This is a genomic window from Nocardia cyriacigeorgica GUH-2 (genome assembly GCF_000284035.1).
Taxonomy (GTDB): domain Bacteria; phylum Actinomycetota; class Actinomycetes; order Mycobacteriales; family Mycobacteriaceae; genus Nocardia; species Nocardia cyriacigeorgica_B.
Map to the genome: position 1 here is coordinate 652886 of NC_016887.1, position 22826 is coordinate 675711.

Below are 22826 nucleotides of genomic sequence, written 5' to 3' on the forward strand. Positions count from 1 at the left end.
ACCGCACCACATCACCCGCCCGGGCCGGTGAGGGGCCGGGCGAGTAGTTACGCAACAAGCGGAGGAATTGTGAAGTTCAAGCGCAGCAGCGCACTCGTCGGTGTGCTGGCCGCCGGTGCCATGACGCTCGCCGGTTGCGGCAGCGACGACAACACCTCGGCCGGTGGGACCGAGGCGAACACCAACGTCGCCTGCGGCGGCAAGGAATCGCTCAAGGCCAGCGGCGCGTCCTCGCAGAAGAACGCCATGGAGCGTTTCACCTCGGCCTACGAGACCAACTGCGACGGCCACACCCTCGACTACACCTCCAGCGGCTCCGGCGCGGGCGTCAGCGAGTTCATCGGTGGCCAGACCGATTTCGGTGGCTCCGACTCGCCGCTGAGCGCCAAGAAGGACGAGCCCGCCAAGGCCCAGGAACGCTGCGCCTCGCCGGCGTGGAACCTGCCGACCGTCTTCGGCCCGATCGCCATCACCTACAACATCGACGGCGTCACCGATCTCGCGCTGGACGGCCCGACCGCCGCCAAGATCTTCAACGGCACCATCAAGACCTGGGACGCCCCCGAGATCAAGGCGCTGAACCCGAACGCCGCGCTGCCCGCCGAGCCGATCGCGGTGATCTTCCGCAGCGACGAGTCCGGCACCACCGACAACTTCCAGCTCTACCTCGACGCCGCCTCCGACGGCGCCTGGGGCAAGGGCGCGGGCAAGGTCTTCGCCGGCGGTGTCGGTGAGGGCGCCAAGGGCAACGAGGGCACCTCGGCCGCGGTGAAGAACACCAAGAACTCGATCACCTACAACGAGTGGTCCTTCGCCAAGGCGCAGAACCTGTCCATCGCCAAGGTGATCACCTCCGCAGGCCCGGAGCCGGTGACCCTGTCGGCCGAGTCGGCCGGTAAGGCGATCGACGGCGTGAAGATCAAGGGCGAGGGCAACGACCTGGCCCTGGACACCTCCTCGTTCTACAAGCCCACTCAGGCCGGGGCCTACCCGATCGTGATGGCCACCTACGAGATCGTGTGCTCCGATTACGCCGACGACAATGTCGCCACCGCCGTCAAGGCGTTCCTGACCTCGGCCGTCACCAACGGCCAGGAGGGACTGGAGGAGGCCGGGTACATCCCGATCCCCGACCAGTTCAAGACCAAGCTGACCGCCGCGATCAACGCCATCTCCTGATCGCCGTCCAGCCATGACCGTGCACCCTGAGGTGGCCCCTGCCGGTTCGTCGAAGTCGACGGGCCGGCAGGCGGCTGGAGATACTGCGCCTATGTCGAGCGAACCCAAGCCCGAGACACCTTCTGTCAAGGGACGACAGCCCCACAGCCAGCGGACCGAAACGATCTTCCGGTCGCTGGCCACGGCAGCGGGCGCGACGATCGTCGGCGCCATCGCGCTGATCGCGCTGTTCCTATTGATTCGCGCGGTTCCCTCGGTCATGGCCAACGAGGCCAACTTCTTCACCAGCGCCGAGTTCTCCACCACGAACGCCGACCACCTGCGGTTCGGCATTCGCGATCTGTTCATGGTCACGGTGCTGAGCTCGATCTTCGCGCTGGTCGTCGCGGTGCCGATCGGCGTCGGCATCGCGCTGTTCCTGACCCATTACGCGCCCACCCGGATGGCCAAGCCGTTCGCCATGCTGATCGATCTGCTGGCCGCGGTGCCCTCGATCGTGTTCGGTCTGTGGGGCTTTCTGGTGCTGGCGCCGCAGATCGAGCCGGTCCAGCGTTTCCTCAACGAGAACCTGGGCTGGTTCTTCCTGTTCGCCGAGGGCAATGTCTCGATCTCCGGTGGCGGCACGATCTTCACCGCGGGCGTGATCCTGGCGGTGATGATCCTGCCGATCATCACCTCGGTCTCGCGTGAGGTGTTCGCGCTGACCCCGGTCTCGCATATCGAAGCGGCGCAGGCGCTCGGCGCGACCAAATGGGAAGTCGTGCGGATGACGGTGCTGCCCTACGGCCGCAGCGGTGTGATCGCCGGGTCCATGCTCGGCCTCGGCCGCGCGCTCGGTGAGACCATCGCGGTGCTCATCGTGCTGCGCACCGCCGCCCAGCCCGGCAGCTGGTCGCTGTTCGACGGCGGCTACACCTTCGCCTCCCGGATCGCCGCCTCGGCCGCGGAATTCAGCGCCGCGCTGCCCACCGGCGCCTACATCGCGGCAGGCTTCGTGCTGTTCGCCCTGACCTTCGTGGTCAACGCGCTGGCCCGGTTGGCGTCCGGCGGAAAGGTCAACTCCTGATGACTACCACCACCACGCTCGACAAACCGGTCAAGGCGCCCACCTTCCGGCATGTGAGCACCGGCCGCCGCATCCGCAATAACATCGCCACCGGCCTGATCACGCTGTGCTTCGGCATCGCGCTGATCCCGCTGGTGTGGGTGCTGTGGATGGTGATCAGCAAGGGCTTCGAGGCGATCGTCGCCCCCGAATGGTGGACCCATTCGCAGAAGGGCGTGCTGCCGGACGAGACCGCAGGCGGTGTGTACCACGCGATCTACGGCACCATCGTCCAGTCCGCGGTGGCCGCGATCATCGCGGTGCCGCTGGGCATCATGGCCGCGATCTTCCTGGTCGAATACGGTCGCGGCCGGCTGGCCAAGGTGACCACCTTCATGGTCGACATCCTCGCCGGCGTGCCCTCGATCGTCGCGGCGCTGTTCATCTTCGCGCTGTGGATCGCGACCCTCGGCTTCCCGCAGAGCTCGTTCGCGGTCTCGCTGGCCCTGGTGCTGCTGATGCTGCCGGTGGTGGTGCGCAGCACCGAGGAAATGCTCAAGCTCGTCCCCGACGAACTGCGTGAGGCGTCCTACGCCCTCGGTGTGCCGAAGTGGAAGACCATCGTGCGCATCGTCATCCCCACCGCGCTGCCCGGCATGATCAGCGGCATCCTGCTCGCCCTGGCCCGCGTCATGGGTGAGACCGCGCCGGTGCTGGTGCTGGTCGGCTACTCCAAGTCGATCAACTTCAACATCTTCGACGGCAATATGGCCTCGCTGCCGCTGCTGATCTACCAAGAGCTGGCGAACCCGGAACCGGCAGGCCGGCTGCGGGTGTGGGGCGCGGCGCTGACCCTGATCCTGATGATCGCGCTGCTGTATCTGGCCGCTGCCGCGGTCAACAAACTGCTCACGCGGAACCGATAGAAGCGAACGGATACCCACGATGGCCAAGCGGATCGATATCAAAGACCTGAACATCTACTACGGCAAATTCCACGCCGTGGCCGACGTATCCCTGACCGTGCTGCCGCGCAGCGTCACCGCCTTCATCGGACCGTCGGGTTGCGGTAAGTCCACCGTGCTGCGGTCGCTGAACCGGATGCACGAGGTCACCCCGAGTGCCCGCGTCGAGGGCGCGGTGCTGCTCGACGGCGAGGACATCTACGGCTCGCAGATCGACCCGGTCGGTGTGCGCCGCACCATCGGCATGGTGTTCCAGCGCCCGAACCCGTTCCCCACCATGTCGATTCGCGACAATGTGGTGGCCGGGCTGAAGTTGCAGGGCGTGCGCAGCAAGGCCGAACTCGACGAGGTCGCCGAGCGCTCGCTGCGCGGGGCGAACCTGTGGAACGAGGTCAAGGACCGGCTCGACAAGCCGGGCGGCGGCCTGTCCGGCGGTCAGCAGCAGCGTCTGTGCATCGCCCGCGCCATCGCGGTCTCGCCCGACGTGCTGCTGATGGACGAGCCGTGTTCGGCGCTGGACCCGATCTCCACCCTGGCGATCGAGGACCTGATCACCGAGCTGAAGAAGGAATTCACCATCGTCATCGTCACCCACAACATGCAGCAGGCTGCGCGCGTGAGTGACCAGACCGGCTTCTTCAACCTGGAGGCCCAGGGCAAGCCCGGCAAGCTGATCGAGATCGACGACACCGAGAAGATCTTCTCCAACCCGTCGCAGAAGCAGACCGAGGACTACATCTCCGGCCGCTTCGGATAGGCAGGCAGCCGGTCTCGACCGGCTTCCGGCAATACAGAAAGGGCCCGCGTGATCCGCGGGCCCTTTTCTCGTCTACACCTCGGCGTCGTCGTCCGGCGGTAGTTCACCGGTGACCAGGAAGATCACCCGGCGGCCGATCTCGACGGCGTGGTCGGCGAAGCGTTCGTAGTAGCGGCCGAGCAGCGTGACATCCACGGCCGCGGCCACGCCGTACTTCCAGTCGCGGTCCATCAGCAGGGTGAACAGGTGGCGGTGCAGGTCGTCCATCGCGTCGTCCTGCTGGTTGAGCTGGGCCGCGCGCTCGGGGTCGCGGGTTTCGAGCACCTCCTTGGCGCTCTCACCCATGCTGACGGCGATCCGGCCCATCTCGGCGAAGTAGCCGTTCACCGATTCCGGCACCGCATGGTTCGGATGACGCCTGCGGGTCACCTTGGCCACGTGCAGGGCCAGCGCACCCATCCGGTTGACGTCGTTGACGATCTGGATGGCGCTCACGACCTGACGCAGATCGCCGGCCACCGGCGCCTGCAACGCCAGCAGCGCGAAGGTGCGCTCCTCGACGTCGGAGATCATCTCCGAGATCCGGTCGTATTCACTGATCACCTGTTCGGCCAACGTCAGATCGGCCTGGAGCAGCGACTGGGTGGCCCGGTCCATGGCCGAACCCGCGAGACCGGCCATCTCGCCCAGCAGCTGAGCGAGACCGGCCATTTGCTCGTTGTAGATGACACGCATGAAAACTGACATTAGTTCGCGGCGCTGTCCAAGTCACGAACAGCGGGTGAAATGCCGGGGCCGCGTCAGGCGCAGATGTCGTCGGCGGCGTTGATGTGCTCGAGATCCTCGGGCAGCGCGGTCTGGGTGGGGCTCGACGGTGCGGCCGCGATATCGGTGATTTCCTCGCCGACGGCGGCCGGTTCGCTGATCACGCCCTGGTAGTCGGTGCCGAGCACGACCTCGATGATGCCGCCGAGCTCGCCGGCGTCGGCGGGCGACATGGTCGCACCAGGGATCGCGCTGGCAACCGTTGCCGCCTCCGTCTCGTAGCCCTCCTCGTACCGCACGATGGTGGAATCGGTGGTGCCGCCGGTGTAGTTGCCGGTGTTGTAGATCGGGAAGCCCACATTGTTCAGCTTGTTGGCTACGGTGGCGGCTTGGCCGCTGATCCCGGAGCCATTGGAGACCAGCAGCGACACGGTGCTCGGGTCCACGGCGACGTAGGAGGGCGGCACGGGGGGTGTGGGCGTATCGGCCGGGGTCGGCGCGGCCGCGCCCGGCTTCTCGCCCGGCAGTGGCCGGTCGTCGCGGATCGCCTTGAAGATGGCCTTGATGTCGGATTCGCGGGGGATCTCGTTGCCGTAGGCGTTGGTGCCCGAGGTCGGGATGGTCAGGAAGGTGACCGCGCCCGCGTTCACGTCCGCCAGCGATCGCCCGAGCGTCAGCAGGTCGTCGGGCTTGACCTTGTCGACGAACGTCGCCTGGGTGAAGGCCTTGATGAAACCGTTCAGCTTGCCGAGGTCGAGCAGGACCTTGCTGGACAGCGCGGTGCGCAGCAGCGAGGCCAGGAACTTCTGCTGCCGGTTGATCCGGTCGTAGTCGCCGCGGATCTCGCCGTAGACCTTGCGGGCGCGCACATAGTTCAGCGCGGTGGCTCCGTTGATGATCTGCTTGCCCGGCTTCTCCAGCACGGTGCCCAGCTCGCCGTCGATCAGCGGTTCGGTGGTGCAGACCTGCACACCGCCGACCTGGTCGACCATGGCCTCGAAACCGGCGAAATCGATGCCGATGAAGTGGTTGATGGTGCTGCCGGTCAGCCGCTGGATGGTGGAGACCAGGCAGCGCGGGCCGCCGAGGGCGTAGACCGCGTTGAGCTTGTCGCCGATGAACGGTTCGTAGGTTTCCTCGGTGTAGTCGTTCTTGGCGTTGTCCCAGCCTTTGCATTCGGGCCGGCTGACGTCCAGGTCGCGCGGGAACGACACCACCACCACGCGCTGGCGGTTCTTCGGCACGTGTACCAGCAGGACGGTGTCGGCGCGCGCGCCCTCGGCGTCCTCGATCGTGCCCGCGCCCAGTTTGCCGTTGGCGCCCGCCCGGGTGTCGGTGCCGACGATCAGGTAGTTCTCGTCGCCGAGCTGGGCATTGCCGTCGATGACGTCCTCGGAGTTGTCGCCGAGCGCCGACACCTGGGTGAAGCCGTTGCCGCTGGCCCGCAGATAACTCCAGCCGCCGCCGGTGATCAGCAGTGCGACGGCAGCGGAGATGGCCAGCGCAGCTCGCCCGGCCATCCGGGCCTTGCGGTGCTTGCGCAGCTTGCTCTCGGCCAGCCGCGTGCGTTTCGGGGCTCCGACGGCCTCCGGAGTGGCGGTGTCGGTGGTCGGCCAGTCGCCGGTCTTGCCGCGCCCGCGACCGGGGCGCTTGGTCTGCTCGACCGGCGCGATGACGTCGGTGACCTCTTCGGGCGGCTCCGCGGTGCGTCGAGTGGTGTCCGCGGTGCCCGCGATGTCCTGCACGACGGGGGACGCGCCGGTCTTTCCCGCACCGCGCGCGGGTGTGCTGCCGGATTGCCGGCCGCGGCCGGCGGCGGCCGCCGGTGCCGCCGAAACGGGAGCACCGGACGCGGCTTGACGGCGTTTCGGGTCCGGGCGATTCGGCCCGGCCTCCGGATCACCGGACCGGCGGGTGGGTTCGGCCCTGCGCCCGGTGGCCTCGGGCTGACGCCGCATCGCCCCGGTCTCCCGGCCACGGGGCGCGGGCTCGCCGGGAGGACGGGAAGCGTCGGCGAGAGTGGGGTCGACGGCCCGGCGCTGGGTCGGTTCGCCGCGGCGCTGCGCGGCCCGCCTGCCGTCATCGGCCGGCGGCGGTGCGGCGGGGCGCTGGTTCGCGACCGTGCGCCGCTGAGTGGGTTCTGCTCCGGCGGGTGGCTGGGCCGGGCGCGGCTGTCGTGCTCCGGGCGCGGGCCGCTGTGCCGGTGCTACCGGCTGGCGGGACGCGGTATCGGGTCGCTGCGCCGGCGCCGGACGCCCCTGGGCCTCACCGCGGCCGGGCTCGGCCGATCGGCGGCGGCTGATGCGTTCGCTGTCGACCCGGTTGACCAGATCCTGGACCGAGATCGAGGGGGATTCGGCGTCCGCGGGGTCGGCGTGGCGGGCTCTGCGTGGCGCGTCGAATCCGTCCCGTTCGGGGGAACCCGCCGCGGGATACCGCTCCCACGGGGCGCGACCTCCGGGCCGTGGCGCATGCCCGTGCCGATCGTCACCCACCAACGAACCTCGCTTTTCGTTCTGCCTCAGTGCCCGGCCGGACTGCTGTGCTCCAGTCTTACCGCTGTTCGGCCGCGCGTGGCGATGTTGCCGCCGCTACCGGCCGACCGAAGTGATTCCGCAATGATAACGATTCCGCCACGGTCGGCCACCCGACGAGAAGCCCGCTCGACCGAAACGTCATATGCCGAAGCGAATGCTGAACGGTTGCCCGCAGCGGTGACGCGGGGCGGGTCAGCCGCCGCTGTGCATGAGGTCCGCGCCGGCGGGGACGGCCGGATCGTCGGGATCGTCGAGCCAGCCGTGCGGCAGCGCCACCTTGCCCGGCGAGCCCTGCCGCCCGCGCGGGCCCTCGGCGTCACGCGGGAACGGCACGGTGGGGTCGAGCTGTCCGATGAGGTCCTCGAGCTGCACCAGACTCGACACGGTCGCGAACGACCGGCGCAAATCGGCACCGACCGGGAAGCCCATCAGATACCAGGCCATGTGTTTGCGCAGGTCACGCATGGCCTTGTCCTCGCCGAGGTGTTCGGCCAGCAGGGCGCCGTGCCGGTACAGCACCTCGCCCACGCGGCCCAGGTTCGGCGGTTCGGGCAGCGGCTCGCCGCGCAGCGCGGCCTGCAATTCGGCGAACAGCCACGGCCGGCCCAGGCAGCCGCGGCCGACCACGACGCCGTCGCAGCCGGTCTCGTCCATCATCCGCACGGCGTCGTCGGCGGAGAAGATATCGCCGTTGCCAAGCACCGGAATCGTGGTGACGGCTTCTTTGAGCCGGGCGATCGCCGACCAGTCGGCCTGCCCGGAATACCGCTGGGCGGCCGTGCGCGCGTGCAGCGCGACCGCGGCGGCGCCCTCGGCTTCGGCGATCCGGCCTGCGTCGAGGTAGGTGAGGTGATCGTCGTCGATGCCGATGCGGAACTTCACCGTCACCGGGACGCCGGCGGGCTCGGCCCCGGCGACCATCGCGCGCACGATCCGGGCGAACAGCGCCCGCTTGTAGGGCAGCGCGGCACCGCCACCGAGCCGGGTGACCTTGGGCACCGGGCAGCCGAGATTGAGGTCGATGTGGTCGGCCCAGCCCTCGCCGACGATGATGCGCACCGCCTCGCCCAGCGTCGCCGGGTCCACGCCGTAGAGCTGCATCGACCGCGGATGTTCGTCCTCGTCGAACGACATCATGTGCAAGGTCTTCTCATTGCGTTCCACCACCGCGCGCGCGGTGATCATCTCGCACACGTAGATCGAGGTGGGACTGCCGAATTCGCGGCAGAGTTTGCGGAACGCCAGATTCGTGATTCCGGCCATCGGCGCGAGCACCACCGCCGGATCGACCGGATACGGCCCGATCCGCAGCTGGGTGCTCAGCTCGCTCGTCGTCATCGTCACGCCCTCCAGTGTCTCATCCGTCCTGCACTGCTCAGCGCGACGATCGGCTCACACTCCGCCCGGCCGGTCAGGTGGTGTATGTGACCCTCGGTTCGAGGTACTTGTGACCAAGTCGTTAGCCTGGTGTTCGCAAGGCATCGCCGCCGGGGAGTTTGTGCGATGCGGTATGGGATCGAAAGAGGATCAATGACCGAGCACTCCGGAAGCGGCGCCACCGCGACCATCGAGAAAGAAGCCGCTACGGCTGCGACGGCGCCGACACCCGACAACAACCGACCAGGCACCGTTTCGGTGCAGGTCTCCACCATCGTGCGCGGCGCCGTCATCGGTGCGCTCGCGGTCGCCGTGGTGGTCTTCGCCGCGCTGTGGTGGTCCGCGCGCGGCGAGGTCGCCGACCGCGAGGCCCGCGATGCGGCGGTGGCCCGCGCCGAACAGGTCGCCACCGACTACGCCGTCGGTGCCGCGACCGTCAACTACCAGGACATCAACGGCTGGGTGAGCAGCCTCAAGGCCGGCACCACCGATCAGCTGGCCGGCAAGTTCGACTCCACCGCGCCCAAGCTCGAGCGCATCCTGGTGCCGCTGAAGTGGACCTCGACCGCGGCGCCGATCACCGCGAAGGTGGTCTCCGAGCAGAACGGCGTCTACCAGGTGAGCGTGTTCGTCAACGTGAACTCCACCAACGCCCAGACGCCGGACGGTGCGCAGACCACCGTCAGCTACAACGTGACCGTCGATGAGAATTCCGACTGGAAGATCACCGATGTGGGCGGCGTCGACGGTGCGCTGCCGCTGAAGTAACGGCCTGCACGCTTTTTCGTATCGCTGCGGATCAGCTCGCGGCGGAGCTCGCCAGTTCGCGTTCGCGCTTGGCGGCCTCGCGGGCCAGCATCCGGTCGCGCTGCTCTTCGAACTTCACCACGTCCTTGCCCAGCTTCTCCAGGAAGTTGCCGAGCCGTTCGCGGACGGCCTCACCGCGCGGGGTGAAGTCGGTGCGATCGAAGATGTTCCACTTCTTCAGCACCGGCTCCACCACATCCTCGAGGTGCTGGCGCAGGTCGTAGATGCCGTGCTTGGCCATCAGCACGCCGTTGCGGCGGAAGTTGGGCATGCCGGCGCCGGGCATCTGGAAGTTCTCCAGGATGAGCGTGATGGCCTCGAGCGTCTGGTCGGGCGCCAGGTCCAGGGCCGCACCGCACATGTTGCGGTAGAAGATCATGTGCAGGTTCTCGTCGGCGGCCACGCGCTGCAACATGCGGTCGGCGATCGGGTCGTCGCAGACCTTGCCGGTGTTGCGGTGCGAGACGCGGGTGGCGAGTTCCTGGAAGGTCACGTAGGCGACCGAGTGCAGGAAGCCGGCGTCGGCCTCGGCGGGGGAGGCGAACCCGTTGGTCATGTGGATCATGCGCGCCTCTTCCAGCGCGACGGGATCGACGCCGCGGGTGACCACCAGGTAGTCACGCATGACGATGCCGTGCCGGTTCTCCTCGGCGGTCCAGCGGCCGACCCAGGTGCCCCATGCGCCGTCCTGGGAGAAGTTTTCGGCGATCTCCCGGTGGTACGAGGGCAGATTGTCCTCGGTCAGCAGGTTGGTGATCATCGCGGCTTTGGCGACTTCACTCAGTTTCGACTGTTCCGGATCCCAATCGACGCCGCCGAGTGCGGCGAAATTGCGGCCGTCGTCCCACGGGACGTAGTCGTGCGGATGCCATTCCTTTGCCAGGGACAGGTGCCGGTTGACGTTCTCTTCGGCAACCGGCTCCAACTCCGTCAGCAGCTCGAGTTGAGTCAGATCCCTTGCCATGTATCAGCCCTTCATCTATGCGGTCTTGCGGGTCGCCCCCCTCAGGTTTGACCGTTGCCGATGCGGCCATACCTTACGGCACCGTAGGTGTGATGCGAAACGCATCCAGCCACGGAATTCTCGGGGTGATGGACGTCATACGCCGCCGTTGGCGCTCGGCAACTACTAGCGAGTGTATGACTTGGTCGCGCAGCGCCGGGTCTATCGGCGCGGGGCACACGGACGTTAGCGGACCAGGTGATCTTGTGCGATACCCCTCAGCCGGGGCCGGCGGTGTGGTTGGCCGCGATCTTCGGGCTTGCGCTGGATAGCGCTACGCCGAGGGCGGAGGTGTAAACTCCGCCGGCCACCGGGTTCGGTTGTCATAGGCGATGCCGGTGAGGTCCGCTCCAGTGAGATCTGCGCCGGTGAGGTTCGCGCCCGCAAGGCGCGCGCCGGCGAGGTTCGCATCGTAGAGGCTTGCATTGGCGAGGTTCGCGTCGAAGAGCCACGCTGACTTCAGGTCGGCACCTCCGAGGCTGGCTTCATTGAGATTGGCCCCACCGAGGTTCGCGTTGCCAAGGTTTGCGTGGTGGCCGGTTACTCGGGAGAGGTCCGCGCCGATGAGCAGGGCAGCGCCCATGTCCGCATCGACAATGATCGCGCTGGTGAGTTTCGCGCGGGTCAGGTCTGCCCGGGCAAGGTTGGTGTTCATGAGCCTGGCGCCGGTCAGGGTGCCGTCTGCAAACTGTCCGAAGGACAGGCATGTCCCGGAGAGATCGAGCGGGTCACGGTCGCTTTCAGCGGCACGTCGAGCAATGACGCGCGTCGCGGCGTCCACATCCGCGGGCGCTGCGCGGCGGGCTTGCTCCCCGAACCCTGCGGACCGGCAGTTACCGGCGTTCGTCTGAGTACGCAGAAACGCTGCGATGACCTCGAAGACTGTCGGATGATCACGCGGGGAGTCCTTCGCGAGCCTTTCTAGAAGGTAGATGCCCGATATCCGGATGCTCATCTGATCGGAGGCGAGTTGCTCGGTTGCGAGTCGGAACCGGTCGGTCGTCGCGGTTTGCTCGGCCAGGGCGTACTGATCGTTGGTGGCCTGGAGGGATTGCGCCGTGAACCATAGGGCTGCGACTGCGGCGCCGGATGCGCCGAGCGTGGCGACGGTCGCCGCCATGGCGCCGATCTTCGACCAACCTGCCCAGCGCAGGACGCGCCGCGGCCATGAAGCCGGCTCGGCCGGCGGCTGTATGGGTGGTGTCTGTGGACGAATGGAACGTGGTCGACCTGCTACCCGTCGCCGCGCCGGCGTTGTACCCCCCCGTTGGCATACTGCGGCCCTTTCGTGAATCGGAGTAGTGACGGTAGCCGCCTTTCGCCGAACGCGCCATGTCGCAACTAATTCCGCGAGTTTCGACCGGACGACCAGCGCGGGCGTGCCTAGCTGCCCGCGATCAGGCCTCGAAAATCTCGAGCAAGTCCATCACTCCGGATTCGAATGACCGGCCGCAGTTTATGAGTTTCCTCACACACCATCCGGTGGACGACTTCGGTGTTTGCCGCCTGGTGCCGGTCTCGGGGTCGCGGCGCTGCCGTTCTTGTTGTTCGCGTCCTATATATGCCCCGGCCGGTCCTCGGTCGCCGGCGGCCACTCGTCCGCAAGTCGTCCGATCTGCCGGGCCTGCTGCGCCGCGCCTCGGCGGATCTGCCCCGTGGCTGCCCGCGTCTTCGCCCGTGCCGGCTCGGCGGCAACACCCGGCGGGGCTGGTCCTGGCGCGGGCGCGTAACCCGGCCGGCTACCTCGCCATGCCCGCCGAGCGGCACGGAACCGGGTGCAGCGGACGGATTCACCCCGGAAACACCTCGGGCGCCCGATGCTGAACCGGACGCCCGTGCGGTGCCCCCACCAGGGCTCGAACCTGGGACCTGCGGATTAAAAGTCCGTAGCTCTACCAACTGAGCTATAGGGGCGCGGTTGGCAAGTGTAATGGGCAAGCCTGGTTTCTCGTAACCGGGGCCGGTGGTGAGTCGCCGGGGGCGGGGCAGGGCGGCTCGGGGGTGGTGGTGCGGCTGGTGGGCGGGGTTGGTGTCGCGGGGGGTTGCGGGGGTCGGTAAGGGCGGCCTTGGCTGCCGTTCGAGGGTCGGGATATCATTCAAACATGTTGCATACCAAGGAGTTTGGATATCCGCGTGCGCTGGGCGGTCGATGTCGGCGGCGGTGCCGGGTGTAATGGATTCCGGGTACGGAACACGGTAGCCGAATTCGTCAACGACGCTGTGTCGCTTGCCGATTCGGTGTGCGCCGGTCCATCCTAGTTGTTGCGTGATGTTAGCTGTGGCCGGTGCCGGCCGGTCCGGCAACCTCACTCTTACGGTTTGCCGCGTGTCGGGTGACAATTCCGGGTACCGTGGCGAATCGGTGAATTCGGGGCTTCCCATGAGTTGACGCCGCCAGGAGGCAAATCGGGGACGACGGAAAGCGCGACGACGAAAAGGCCCGGATGCGCACCCCCTGCGGCGCACCCGGGCAGGAAAATTATACCAGTCGGTGTGTTTCGGGTTTCTCGCCTAGTTTTCGTACCAAAAGTCTGTATTCGGGGCGAAAACCCTGTTGTAAGTGTTGATAAAACTCATAACTTCGCGCCAATGGCCTGTTTCCATTCGGGCTCGCCTTGGCAGCGAAGGAGCCCGCCGGGGTGGAACCCCTTGGGCTCCATAAGGCTTCGGAGGCGTTTCGAAGATGGCACGGCAGCAAGAGCGGGCCCGCCGGACACGTGCGGCGATAATCAGGTCTGCCGCCGTTGAGTTCGGTAAGAGCGGCTACGCCGCCGCATCGCTCAACCGCATACTGGAAGGATCGCGAGCCACCAAGGGCGCCATGTACTTCCATTTCGATTCCAAGGAAGACCTGGCCCGAGCGGTCCTCGATACCGCACTGGATCGATACCGGTTCTCCGCCGATCGCTGGCTGGCGCGCACCGATCTCGGTCCGCTCGACGTCATGCACGGCATGCTCGACGAGATCGCGCTGCGGCTCGAGCACGACATCATCGTGCAGGCCGAGTTCCGGCTCATCATCGAGCCCGACTTCTACCGCGAGGTCCCCAACGGCGGCGGCCGCATCATCGCGCGCGCCACCCGCGCCCTCGCCGTGCGCGCCATCGAACAGGGGCAGCTGCGCGCCGACGCCGACCCCGACCGCTTCGCCCGCACCCTCGCGGCCGCGCTGGCCGGCCAGCGCTACTTCATCGACCTGTTCGGCAACGGCGTCGATCTGCGCTCGCGCTTCCAGGAGGCACTCGAGGTGGTGATCGAGTCCATGTCCACCCCGGAATGGGTGGAACGATTCCGCCGCGAGGGCTGGCGTGCGGGCGCTCGCCTGGAAGAGCTCGGTTTAGCGCTCTGACCAGCCGGTTTGGGAAACCTCGCAACCTTGTCATAAGCTATGCGAGCTCCCAACGGACAGCCGTTGTAAAGCCGGTCCGGAGAAATCCGGGACGAGCCCCCTTCGTCTAGCGGCCTAGGACGCCGCCCTTTCAAGGCGGTAGCGCGGGTTCGAATCCCGTAGGGGGTACAGTCTTCGGACTGTGAAGCAGTAGAGCAAGGCCCTGTGGCGCAGTTGGTTAGCGCGCCGCCCTGTCACGGCGGAGGTCGCGGGTTCGAGTCCCGTCAGGGTCGCAAGTAAACGCCGGAGCAATCCGGCGTTTCACGTATGGCATTCCGTTCGGGTGCCTGCGGCCAGGTAGCTCAGTTGGTACGAGCGTCCGCCTGAAAAGCGGAAGGTCGCCGGTTCGATCCCGGCCCTGGCCACCCTCCGCCCTCCGTCATGCTCGCGAAAAGCGCTCGCGAATGGCGGAGGGTCTATTTATTTGAGGGGGTGCAACCCCCTATCCCCGCCCGGCGGGGCTTCGCCCCCCGGACCCCCCTGTGGTCGGTTGCGTCTTTGATTTCGTTCCCTCGGGCTCTCTTGTCCGCTCTCCTCCTGGCCATATGCTGCCCCGGTTCCGTCGGGTATCGGTTGTCCGACTTCTTGGTCGAGTCCTGGGCGTCGTCGATGCACAGGCTGGATCGGCGAATTCCGTGTTCGCCGCTCGACACGGTGGGAAGCTGGGGTATGGCTGATTCCTGGTATTACTGCCTCAAGCACAAGCGGGCCGAGCAGGGGAAACGGTGTTGGTTCGCGGATCGGCTCGGGCCGTTTCCGGATCAGGCGACGGCGGAGCGGGCGTTGGAGATCGTGCGGGAGCGCAACAGGGCCGAGGATGCGCGGGACCGGCAGTGGCGGGAGGGGGAGTGAACGAGAGTGTTCGCAAGATCACCGGATGTGCGTCCGGCGCGGTGAGATGGCAGAGTGTGGGTCTGGTGCGCTGAATTCGCGGGGAGGCGGATCAGCTACCGTTCACGAGAAATCAGACGATCGCTCGCGGCCTGCGTACGGGTTCCCGGGCGCGACCAGGTGAGCAGGGAGGGCGACCCTTGAGGGTTACCGTTGTTGTGCCGACCTACAACGAGCGCGAAAATCTGCCCGTCGCGGTGGAACGGCTGACCGCGCTACCGGTGGCCGACCTGCACGTGCTCGTCGTGGACGACAACTCGCCCGACGGCACCGGTGAGGTCGCCGACAAGCTCGCCGCCGAACTCCCCAACGTCGTGGGCGTGCTGCACCGCACCGAGAAGGACGGCCTGGGCCGCGCCTACATCGCCGGCATCACCCGCGCCCTCGACGAAGGCGCCGACGTGGTGATCCAGATGGACGCCGACCTGTCCCACCCCGCCGAGGTCATCCCGGCCATGCTGGAGAAACTGACCAGCACCGACGCCGGCGTCGTGCTCGGCTCCCGCTATGTGCCCGGCGGCTCCACCGCCGAGGAGTGGAAGTGGTACCGCAAGGCGCTGTCGGCCTGGGCGAATTTCTACGTGAACCTGATCCTGCGCCTGGGCGTCAAGGACGCCACCGCGGGCTTCAAGGCCTGGAAGGCCGACACCCTGCGCGCCATCGACGTCGCCTCGATCCGCAGCAACGGTTACTCGTTCCAGGTCGAGATGAACTACCGCACCGTCAAGAAGGGCATCACCATCGCCGAGGTGCCCATCCGTTTCGAGGAGCGCACTCTCGGTGCTTCCAAGATGAGCCTCAAGGTGCAGCTGGAATCGGCGCTCATGCCGTGGAAGCTGCTCTTCGGCCGCGCGGTCTAACTACTCCGGCCAGTCGAGCAGCGTGTCGATGAACAGCTGACGCACCCGCTCCACCTCGTCATGCATATTCGCCGGATCCCACCCGCTGACGTCGATCGGATCCAGCACCGCCACATCCACCACACCCGGCCGCACCACCATCGAATCGCGCCAGGACACCTCGCCGGCATTGCGGATCACCACCGGGATCACCGGCACCCCCGCCTGGATCGCGATATGGAAGGCGCCCTTCTTGAACGGCCCGACCTCGGGTGTGAAGGAGCGGGTGCCCTCCGGCGCCACCGCGATCGATAGCCCGTCGCGCAATGTGTGCACGACCGGTTCCAGCGACGCCTTGGCGCGAGCGGTGTCGGCGCGGTCGATGAAGGTGACCCCGACGAACCGCATCAGCGGCCCGAACACCGGATTCTTCGTCAGCTCCTTCTTGCCGATGCCGGTGACCCCGCCGCCGAGCACGGCCGGGACGATGATCACGTCGTACTGGCTCTGATGATTGAAGACGAACACCGCCGGGCGCGGTGAGCGGGCATTGTGCGCACCGGTGACCCGCAACCGCACACCAGTGGTGCGCAGCGTGGCACCGGTGCCGAATTTCATCAGGGCGTCGGCCATCCGCCTGCGGTCGCGGGTATAGGACTTGATGAGCACGCCGCCGATCGCGCCGGCGATCAGCGCGGCGAATCCGGCGATGGTCCGGACGATATCGGCCGGGCGCGAGGGATTCCGGGGGCGAAACGTCAGCGCAGGCCAGTCCCGTTCCGCGCAGATCACCGCCAGCCCGGGGTCGGGATCCACCGCGATCGGAAACCCGACCGACTCCAGCGTGGTCAGGTCGGCGGAATTCTCCATGTAGGCGAAGCTGTTGCGTAGCTCGATCCCGGACGCGGCCGCGAACTCGCGAATCGCCTCGGTCTTGCCCGAACGCCACAGGGTGCGCCCCTCGGTATATCCGGTCAGCACCCCGTCATCGGCGGCCATCCGGGTGCACAGGGTGTGCTCGATACCCAGCGCCGCCGCCACCGGTTCGACGGCGAAGCGCGGCCCGGCCGAGACCAGGACCACCGTGTGCCCGGCCGCTCGATGCGCCCGGATCAGCCGCCACGCTTCCGGATGGATGCGGCCGTAGAGGGTGCTCTTGAACAGCCGGGTGCCGAGCTCGTCGAGCTCGGTTTCGGTGCGCCCGGCGAGCAGTCGGGTCGCGCTGTGCAGAAAGCGACCGAAGGAACCTTCGTCGGGATGGTCGCGGATGCTGTCGAGCAGCCATCCCGCCACCTCGTCGTCCCGGCGCCGCGACGGCCCCCGTTTCGCTGACGCCGATGCGAGATCGTCGACCACCACACCGCCCAGCTCGAATATCGCGGCGACCGCAGGTCCCTGTGGACCCACCCGGATCGCCGTCAGCACCGAGTCCATATCGGAATGCGCGGCGTCCAGTTCCAGTGCTTCGTAGTGTTCTTCGCTGCCCACTATCGCTCCGATACCGGAAGGTTGGACGGATCCAGTGCCGCCGCGCGCGAGATCCGGATGCCGATCACCCGTAGCCATTCGGCGAATTCGGCCCGGCGCGCGGCCAGATCGGCCGTGTCGTCCGGCTCGACCAGATCGTAATTGGCGGCGAGTTTGAGCGCGCTGGTGAACAATTCGGTCGAAATGGATTCCGGGCTGTGCAACCGCTGCTGCAACATCATCTGCTTACCCACCGCGACGCATTCGTCGATGAACTGCTTGCGATCCTCGATCGCCGCGTCACCGCGATCGGCCAGCCGTTCGGCCACCACCAGCTGCGCGTCGAAGAACGAACGCAGCACCCGGTGGGCCATCATGAAGCCGGAGGCGGTGAGCTGGGCCAGGATCTCCACGCTCAGGGTGTCTCGGGTGCGGTGATTCCACTCCGGGTCGATGAGCAGCATCTCGGCGGTCAGCTGCTCGGAGAACTCGTTGCGTTCGGGGAAGAAGAATTCGAACTTGAGCAGATCCCGCAGGCGGAACGCCTCTTCCCAGCCGGTGCGCAACGGGTCGGTGTCGACGCCGTCGTCGACGTCCTGAGTGGCCTTGTCGACCGCCGCCAGAATCGACAGTTCCACGATCGCGCGGTTGACGAACCAGTGCACGGCGCTGTTGCGATAGAACGCCGCCTCCAGGTAGGCCCCGGATTCGATCGAATACACCGGCTCGAGCCCGCCGCGATACACGGTGACCACCTTGGCCAGCGACAACTGTTCCAGCACCACCTCGAGGCTCTGCTCCTCGCGCAGCGCGCCGACCTCACCGCTCGGCAGATCGCGGCGCTCGATGTAGTCGAGCACCGGGGCCAGCAGATCGCGGACCTCGCGCAGGGTGAGCGCGCGTTCGTGCACGCCGAGCAGGGCGAGGGTGGCCAGTGCGTTGACGGTGATCGGGGTGACCTCGTTGATCCCGACCGCGATCTCGAATGCCAGCCGCTGCACCGCTTTCCGTTCCAGCTCGCCCACCTCGTCGCCGGCGTCGATGATGGGCGGCGCGGTCCCGTCGGCGCGATGCAGCGGAATCGACAGCGGCGGCGCGGTGAGCGGATCACCGTGCGCGGCCAGCCGCTCCCGGGCCGAGAGCGGCGCGCCGAACCGCACGTAGACGTGGCCGGCCGAATGCTGCTGGCTGCGCACATATCTGGCCAGCCAGGCCAGACCCTCGGGCTTCTTCTTGCCGCCGGATTGTTCGCTGGCGATGGCGCCGAGCTCGTTGAGCCGCTCGTAGGTGATCGACACCGGCACCAGCATCACGTCGTCGATGCGGTTCCAGCGCACCGCGGCCGCCAGATAGTTGAGCAGGCCGTAGCGCGGTGGCCGCAGTTTGCCGGTGCGGGTGCGGCCGCCCTCGAAGTACCACTCCAGGTTGAAGCGTTTGGCCAGCAGATAGCCGAAGTACTCCTCGACGACGGCCTTGTAGACCTCGTCGTCGCCGAAGCTGCGCCGGATGAAGATGGTGCCGGTGCGCCGGGCGATCGGCCCCATCGGCCAGAACCGCAGATTGGCCCCGCCGATAACGTGGTTAGGCGGGAAATCGTTGCGGGCGAGCACATCACCGAGGACGAAGGCGTCGACGTAGGAGCGGTGCGAGGGCAGGAACACCAGCGGGTAGCGCCGGTTGAGGTCGCGCAGGGCGTCGAGCCCGGATTCGTCGCAGTCGACTTTCCAGGTGGAGGCGTGCACGGGACGCATGGCCTGGGTGAACAGGTCCGACACCAGCCTGCTCTGCGCGGCGACCAGCTCACGCAACGCCTTCTCGGCCCGGCGATACACCTCGTGCCTGCTGGCGCCGATCCGGTCGGCGATGAGGTCGAGCCTGCGCAGGAAGTCGGGCGAATCCAGGATCTCCTCGGCCACCAGGCGCGGCACCTTGTAGCGATCGCCGATGACGGTGCGTTCGGCGCGTTCCAGCGCGAGCACGCCCGCGCGCAGGATCGCCCGCGCGAACGGCTCCGAGGTACCGGCGATGTCCAGCGCCGCCGCCTCGGGGTTGTTGGCGCGCAGCTCGCTGAGCCGGGCCGGGCGGCCGGTGAGCACCACATGCCGGTCCGGTTCGCGGCGGACCAGCCTGCGCTGGGCCAGCCGGTGCGGTTGCCGCGGATTGGTCAGCGTGACCAGATCGGCGAAGGTGGTGCGCCGCACGCCTTCACGTTCGGGCGGCAGCCACAGCACCCGCACCGGAACCACCAGCGGATCGTCGGTGCGGCCGGTCAACCGGTCGGCGATGGCGCCGGCGTCGAGGTCGATCTGGGTGACGGGCGCGTCGGTGCCCAGCTCCGCGGCGATGCCGCCGTCGGCCAGCCAGGCGCCGATCAATTCGCGTTCGACTCGGGAACTCGCGTCCACCAGCGCCACCACCGAGCCGATGGCCGGCTGCTCCGCGCTGTGCGCCGGTGCGTCGCCGCGATCGATCATGTGTGGTCCCTCCGCTGAAACGACGATCCCCCTATTCAAGCCCGCCGACGGGATCCGCGCAGGAACTCCGGACCGAGAGTCGCTTCCCCGTTGTGGTCGCGGGCACAGTATCGCCCGGTACAGGTAATGCTAACCTTACCTACCGAAGTTAGGTCAGCATAACCTTGGAGGATCGTTGTCGACCACGGACGAGCGCTCGCGCGTTGAGTATGTGACCGATCCGGCGGCAGCGATGTCCCGGCTGGCGGCCGATGAACGGTTCGGCGAGTTCGTCATGTACGAACGCCCGGGGGAGTGGGTCTTCGCCGCGGACCCGATCGGCACCGTCGAACTGGACGTGCAGGAATTGCGCGTCGGCTGGAACGGCGAGACCACCGCGAGCGCGTGGGAGGGTAGCCCGGCCGCCGTGGTCGACCGTGCGCTCGGCACGCTGCCGCTGGAGGGCCGCAATGCCTACGGCTGGATCGGCTTCGAATTCTGCGCCTGGTCGCTGGGTGCGACCGAGCACCTGACCCCGCGAACCTCGCTGGTGCACCTGATGATTCCGCGGATCGAGGTCGTCGTCGGCGAGGCCGGTGTGCGGATCAACGGCGCCACCGACGCCGAGGCCGACGTCATCCACGAGCTGATCGCCGGATCGCAGGGGCTGGAGCTGCCGATTCCGCATCCGGTCGATATCCGCGTCGATCCGACCGGCTATCAGGGCCGGGTGGCCGAGGCCATCGCCGAGATCAATGCCGGGCAGTACCAGAAGGTCATCCTGTCGCGGAAGGTCGATCTGCCTTTCGCCGTCGACGTTCCGGCCACCTACCGGCTCGGCCGCGCGCACAACACCCCGGCGCGCTCGTTCCTGCTGCGCCTGGGCGGGCTCGAGGCCGCAGGCTTCAGTCCCGAACTGGTCGCTTCGGTCGACGACGACCGGGTCGTCACCACCGAACCGCTCGCCGGTACCCGGGCTTTCGGCCTCGGTGACCAGATCGACCTGGCCGCGCGCGCCGATCTGCTGGCCGATCCCAAGGAGATCGTCGAGCACGCGATCTCGGTGCAGACCTCCTTCGCCGAAATCGCCGCGGTCGCCGACCCGGGCACGCCCGCGGTGTCGGATTTCATGGCGGTGCGCGAACGCGGCAGCGTGCAGCATCTGGCCTCCACCGTGCGCGGCAGGCTGGCCGCCGACCGCTCCAGCTGGGACGCGCTGGAGGTGCTGTTCCCGTCGGTGACCGCCTCCGGTATCCCGAAGAAGGCCGGTGTCGATTCGGTGTTCCGGCTCGATCATGATCCGCGCGGGCTGTATTCCGGTGCGGTGGTGACCGTCTCGCCCACCGGTGCGCTGGAGGCGACGCTGGTGCTGCGTGCGGTGTATCAGACCACCGAGGGTGCCTGGCTGCGCGCGGGCGCGGGTGTGGTCGGGCAGTCGCGGCCCGAGCGTGAGTTCGAGGAGACCTGCGAGAAGCTCGGCAGCATCGCGCCGTACGTCGTCAAGGCGTAGGAGTACCGACAACGTCGAAGGCCGTGCGGTTGTGGGAAACACAACCGCACGGCCTTTCTCGTCGTGCTGGGCGCTCAGCCCTCGGCGGCCTGCAACGCCTTCTTGTCGATCTTGCCGACCGCCGTCACCGGCAGGCTCTCGGCCTGACGCAGCACGTCGGGCAGTTTGTAGGTGGCCAGGCCGCGTTCGGTGAGGAAGGTCTTGATCTGCACCAGCGTCGGCATCTCCCCGTGCACCACCAGCACCGCGCAGACCTTCTCGCCGAGACTCGGATCGGGCAGGCCGACGGCGGCCGCGTGCCGGACTGCCGGATGGGCCAGCAGGTGTTCCTCGAGTTCGTCGCAGGAGATGTTCTCGCCGCCGCGATTGATGACGTCCTTGATCCGGCCGGAGACCACCAGATGCCCGCTGGGCAGCTTCCGCACCAGGTCGCCGCTGCGGTAGAACCCGTCGGGAGTGAAGGCCCGGGCATTGTGCTCGGGCGCGCGGTAGTACCCGCGAATCGTGTACGGACCCTTGGTGAGCAGCTCACCTTCCTCGCCCGGCGCCACGTCGTTGCCCTCGGCGTCGACCACGCGCACGATGTCGGCGGGGGAGAGCGGACGGCCCTGGGTGGTGCAGATGAGCTCATCGGAATCGTCGAGCCGGGTGAAGTTGAGCAGCCCCTCGGCCATGCCGAACACCTGCTGCAACCGCACGCCCAAGGCGGGCGCCACCTCGCGGGCATTGACCTCGGCCAGCTTCGCCCCGCCCACCTGGAGCAGGCGCAGCGAACTCAGGTCGGGTTCCTCCCATTCCACGGCCGCGCACCACAGCTGGGCCAGCGGCGGGACCACCGCCGTCACCGTCACGCGATGGGTCTCGATGACGGCGAAGGCGTTCTCCGGGCTCGGATCCGCGACGAAGGCCACCGCCCCGCCGACGCTGACGGTGCCGAGGATGCCGGGGCAAGCCAGCGGGAAGTTGTGCGCGGCGGGCAGCGTCGCCAGGTAGACGTCGTCTGAGGTGAGTTCGCAGACCTGCGCGCTCGCCGTCGCGTTGTAGACGTAGTCGTCGTGGGTGCGGGCGATCAGCTTGGGCAGCCCGGTGGTGCCGCCGGAGACGAGCATCAGTGCGATATCGGACGGATCGATCTCGGGCAGGCTCGCGCCGCCGGCCGCACGGGTATCGCCCTGCGCCGGAATCGAATCCAAGGCGGTGAATTCGCCCGGGTCGCCGAGCACGAGCACATGACGCAGGCTCGGCACGTTCGCGCGGACCGTGGCGGCCAGCTCGCGATAGTCGAAATCGCCTGCCTGATCGGCGATCACGTACGCGACCGCGCCGGACAGGGTGGCCAGATGTTCGATCTCGGCGCGGCGGTGCGCGGGCAGGGTGAGCACCGGGATGATGCCGGCGCGTAGCACACCGAACAGCACGGTCAGGAATTCGGCGACATTGGGCAGCTGAACCACCACCCGGTCGCCCGGTTCCAGCCCGAGCGCGAGCAGGCCGTGCGCCATCCGCTCGGCTTCGGCGTCGAGCTCGGCGTAGCTGAGCGGGCGCTCGCCGATCAGCGCGGTGCGGGCGGGATGCTGCCGGGCGGTGTCGCGCAACAGGCCGTCGAGCGTGCGCCCGGACCAGTATCCGGCGGCGCGGTACTGCTCGGCCTCGGCCTCGGAAAACGGCACATAGCCATCGCGGTGGGTGCCGGATGCGGTGGAAGTGGAACTCACGTCTGCCTCACAAACGGGAAAAGGGCGGTATCGGGATACAGGTGCGCGAATCTGGTTCAGTTATGTAGGTAAGGCAACCCTATCTCAGGCAGATGTCGTTCCGGGGACGGACCGGGGACTTCGCCGTA

The 22826-nt window shown here is 67.6% G+C and carries 17 protein-coding genes and 4 tRNA genes; 12 read left to right on the forward strand and 9 right to left on the reverse strand.

From position 1 onward, the window contains the following. Window positions 1–69 precede the first annotated feature (69 nt). The 4 genes from pstS to pstB are packed head-to-tail and all read left to right on the forward strand — an operon-like array spanning window position 70 to window position 3946. Window positions 70–1179, forward strand: coding sequence for a phosphate ABC transporter substrate-binding protein PstS (gene pstS / locus NOCYR_RS03090; RefSeq protein WP_014348900.1), 1110 nt, complete (start codon window positions 70–72; stop codon window positions 1177–1179). 13 nt (window positions 1180–1192) lie between these two features. Beyond that, window positions 1193–2245, forward strand: a complete 1053-nt coding sequence (pstC, locus tag NOCYR_RS03095; RefSeq protein ID WP_048832703.1) for a phosphate ABC transporter permease subunit PstC — start codon at window positions 1193–1195, stop codon at window positions 2243–2245. Beyond that, window positions 2245–3150 (forward strand): phosphate ABC transporter permease PstA, encoded by a 906-nt coding sequence (gene pstA, locus NOCYR_RS03100; protein ID WP_014348902.1) that lies wholly within the window; start codon window positions 2245–2247, stop codon window positions 3148–3150. Before pstC ends, pstA begins: the two co-directional genes overlap by 1 nt. Before the next feature lie 19 nt (window positions 3151–3169). Beyond that, entirely contained in the window at window positions 3170–3946 is a 777-nt protein-coding gene (gene pstB / locus NOCYR_RS03105; RefSeq protein ID WP_014348903.1) for a phosphate ABC transporter ATP-binding protein PstB, read from the forward strand. Window positions 3947–4018: 72 nt separating this feature from the next. On the opposite strand, the gene phoU is transcribed toward pstB, so the two are convergent. From phoU to dusB, 3 genes are all read right to left on the reverse strand, one after another. After that, a complete protein-coding gene (gene phoU / locus NOCYR_RS03110) occupies window positions 4019–4681 on the reverse strand; it encodes a phosphate signaling complex protein PhoU (RefSeq protein ID WP_014348904.1) in 663 nt (220 codons plus the stop codon). A 65-nt stretch (window positions 4682–4746) separates the two neighbouring features. Further along, window positions 4747–7206, reverse strand: a complete 2460-nt coding sequence (locus NOCYR_RS03115) for an LCP family protein (protein ID WP_231856021.1) — start codon at window positions 7204–7206, stop codon at window positions 4747–4749. 234 nt (window positions 7207–7440) lie between these two features. After that, window positions 7441–8586, reverse strand: a complete 1146-nt coding sequence (gene dusB / locus NOCYR_RS03120) for a tRNA dihydrouridine synthase DusB (protein ID WP_014348906.1) — start codon at window positions 8584–8586, stop codon at window positions 7441–7443. A 192-nt stretch (window positions 8587–8778) separates the two neighbouring features. Between dusB and NOCYR_RS03125 the strand changes: the two genes are divergently transcribed. Then, a complete protein-coding gene (locus NOCYR_RS03125; protein ID WP_014348907.1) occupies window positions 8779–9393 on the forward strand; it encodes a lipase chaperone in 615 nt (204 codons plus the stop codon). A 31-nt stretch (window positions 9394–9424) separates the two neighbouring features. Here NOCYR_RS03125 and NOCYR_RS03130 read toward each other — a convergent pair whose 3' ends face one another. From NOCYR_RS03130 to NOCYR_RS03140, 3 genes are all read right to left on the reverse strand, one after another. Beyond that, a complete protein-coding gene (locus tag NOCYR_RS03130; protein ID WP_014348908.1) occupies window positions 9425–10396 on the reverse strand; it encodes an acyl-ACP desaturase in 972 nt (323 codons plus the stop codon). Window positions 10397–10709: 313 nt separating this feature from the next. After that, entirely contained in the window at window positions 10710–11555 is an 846-nt protein-coding gene (locus tag NOCYR_RS03135) for a pentapeptide repeat-containing protein (RefSeq protein WP_014348909.1), read from the reverse strand. Between the two features lie 721 nt (window positions 11556–12276). After that, window positions 12277–12349: transfer RNA gene (locus NOCYR_RS03140), tRNA-Lys, on the reverse strand. A 769-nt stretch (window positions 12350–13118) separates the two neighbouring features. Between NOCYR_RS03140 and NOCYR_RS03145 the strand changes: the two genes are divergently transcribed. From NOCYR_RS03145 to NOCYR_RS03170, 6 genes are all read left to right on the forward strand, one after another. Then, the gene (locus NOCYR_RS03145; RefSeq protein WP_048832707.1) at window positions 13119–13784 is read left to right on the forward strand and encodes a TetR/AcrR family transcriptional regulator; all 666 of its coding nucleotides are present in this window, start codon (window positions 13119–13121) and stop codon (window positions 13782–13784) included. Between the two features lie 95 nt (window positions 13785–13879). Continuing rightward, window positions 13880–13952: transfer RNA gene (locus NOCYR_RS03150), tRNA-Glu, on the forward strand. A 30-nt stretch (window positions 13953–13982) separates the two neighbouring features. After that, window positions 13983–14056: transfer RNA gene (locus tag NOCYR_RS03155), tRNA-Asp, on the forward strand. A gap of 58 nt (window positions 14057–14114) precedes the next feature. Further along, a tRNA-Phe gene (locus NOCYR_RS03160) sits at window positions 14115–14188 on the forward strand. Between the two features lie 304 nt (window positions 14189–14492). Further along, complete coding sequence (locus NOCYR_RS03165; RefSeq protein ID WP_048833881.1) at window positions 14493–14675, forward strand: hypothetical protein; 183 nt, start codon at window positions 14493–14495, stop codon at window positions 14673–14675. A gap of 179 nt (window positions 14676–14854) precedes the next feature. Continuing rightward, the gene (locus NOCYR_RS03170) at window positions 14855–15574 is read left to right on the forward strand and encodes a polyprenol monophosphomannose synthase (RefSeq protein ID WP_218582357.1); all 720 of its coding nucleotides are present in this window, start codon (window positions 14855–14857) and stop codon (window positions 15572–15574) included. Here the strand turns inward: NOCYR_RS03170 and NOCYR_RS03175 are convergent, their stop codons facing one another. Beyond that, entirely contained in the window at window positions 15575–17041 is a 1467-nt protein-coding gene (locus NOCYR_RS03175) for an HAD-IB family hydrolase (RefSeq protein WP_014348912.1), read from the reverse strand. Next, complete coding sequence (locus NOCYR_RS03180) at window positions 17041–19494, reverse strand: glycerol-3-phosphate 1-O-acyltransferase (RefSeq protein ID WP_014348913.1); 2454 nt, start codon at window positions 19492–19494, stop codon at window positions 17041–17043. The genes NOCYR_RS03175 and NOCYR_RS03180 overlap by 1 nt, the downstream gene beginning before the upstream one ends. A gap of 175 nt (window positions 19495–19669) precedes the next feature. Between NOCYR_RS03180 and NOCYR_RS03185 the strand changes: the two genes are divergently transcribed. Next, window positions 19670–20983 (forward strand): salicylate synthase, encoded by a 1314-nt coding sequence (locus NOCYR_RS03185; protein ID WP_014348914.1) that lies wholly within the window; start codon window positions 19670–19672, stop codon window positions 20981–20983. Between the two features lie 74 nt (window positions 20984–21057). On the opposite strand, the gene NOCYR_RS03190 is transcribed toward NOCYR_RS03185, so the two are convergent. After that, window positions 21058–22698: a (2,3-dihydroxybenzoyl)adenylate synthase gene (locus NOCYR_RS03190; protein ID WP_014348915.1), complete on the reverse strand. Its 1641-nt coding sequence runs from the start codon at window positions 22696–22698 to the stop codon at window positions 21058–21060. Window positions 22699–22826: the final 128 nt, after the last annotated feature.

What these genes read in the sequence shown, in the direction of transcription:
- pstC (WP_048832703.1), top strand. Translation starts at nt 1,193, where the DNA reads ATGACCGTGCACCCTGAGGTGGCCCCTGCCGGTTCGTCGAAGTCGACG.
- dusB (WP_014348906.1), bottom strand. Translation starts at nt 8,586, where the DNA reads ATGACGACGAGCGAGCTGAGCACCCAGCTGCGGATCGGGCCGTATCCG.
- NOCYR_RS03165 (WP_048833881.1), top strand. Translation starts at nt 14,493, where the DNA reads ATGGCTGATTCCTGGTATTACTGCCTCAAGCACAAGCGGGCCGAGCAG.
- NOCYR_RS03125 (WP_014348907.1), top strand. Translation starts at nt 8,779, where the DNA reads ATGACCGAGCACTCCGGAAGCGGCGCCACCGCGACCATCGAGAAAGAA.
- phoU (WP_014348904.1), bottom strand. Translation starts at nt 4,681, where the DNA reads ATGCGTGTCATCTACAACGAGCAAATGGCCGGTCTCGCTCAGCTGCTG.
- NOCYR_RS03145 (WP_048832707.1), top strand. Translation starts at nt 13,119, where the DNA reads ATGGCACGGCAGCAAGAGCGGGCCCGCCGGACACGTGCGGCGATAATC.
- pstB (WP_014348903.1), top strand. Translation starts at nt 3,170, where the DNA reads ATGGCCAAGCGGATCGATATCAAAGACCTGAACATCTACTACGGCAAA.
- NOCYR_RS03135 (WP_014348909.1), bottom strand. Translation starts at nt 11,555, where the DNA reads ATGGCGGCGACCGTCGCCACGCTCGGCGCATCCGGCGCCGCAGTCGCA.
- NOCYR_RS03180 (WP_014348913.1), bottom strand. Translation starts at nt 19,494, where the DNA reads ATGATCGATCGCGGCGACGCACCGGCGCACAGCGCGGAGCAGCCGGCC.
- NOCYR_RS03130 (WP_014348908.1), bottom strand. Translation starts at nt 10,396, where the DNA reads ATGGCAAGGGATCTGACTCAACTCGAGCTGCTGACGGAGTTGGAGCCG.
- pstA (WP_014348902.1), top strand. Translation starts at nt 2,245, where the DNA reads ATGACTACCACCACCACGCTCGACAAACCGGTCAAGGCGCCCACCTTC.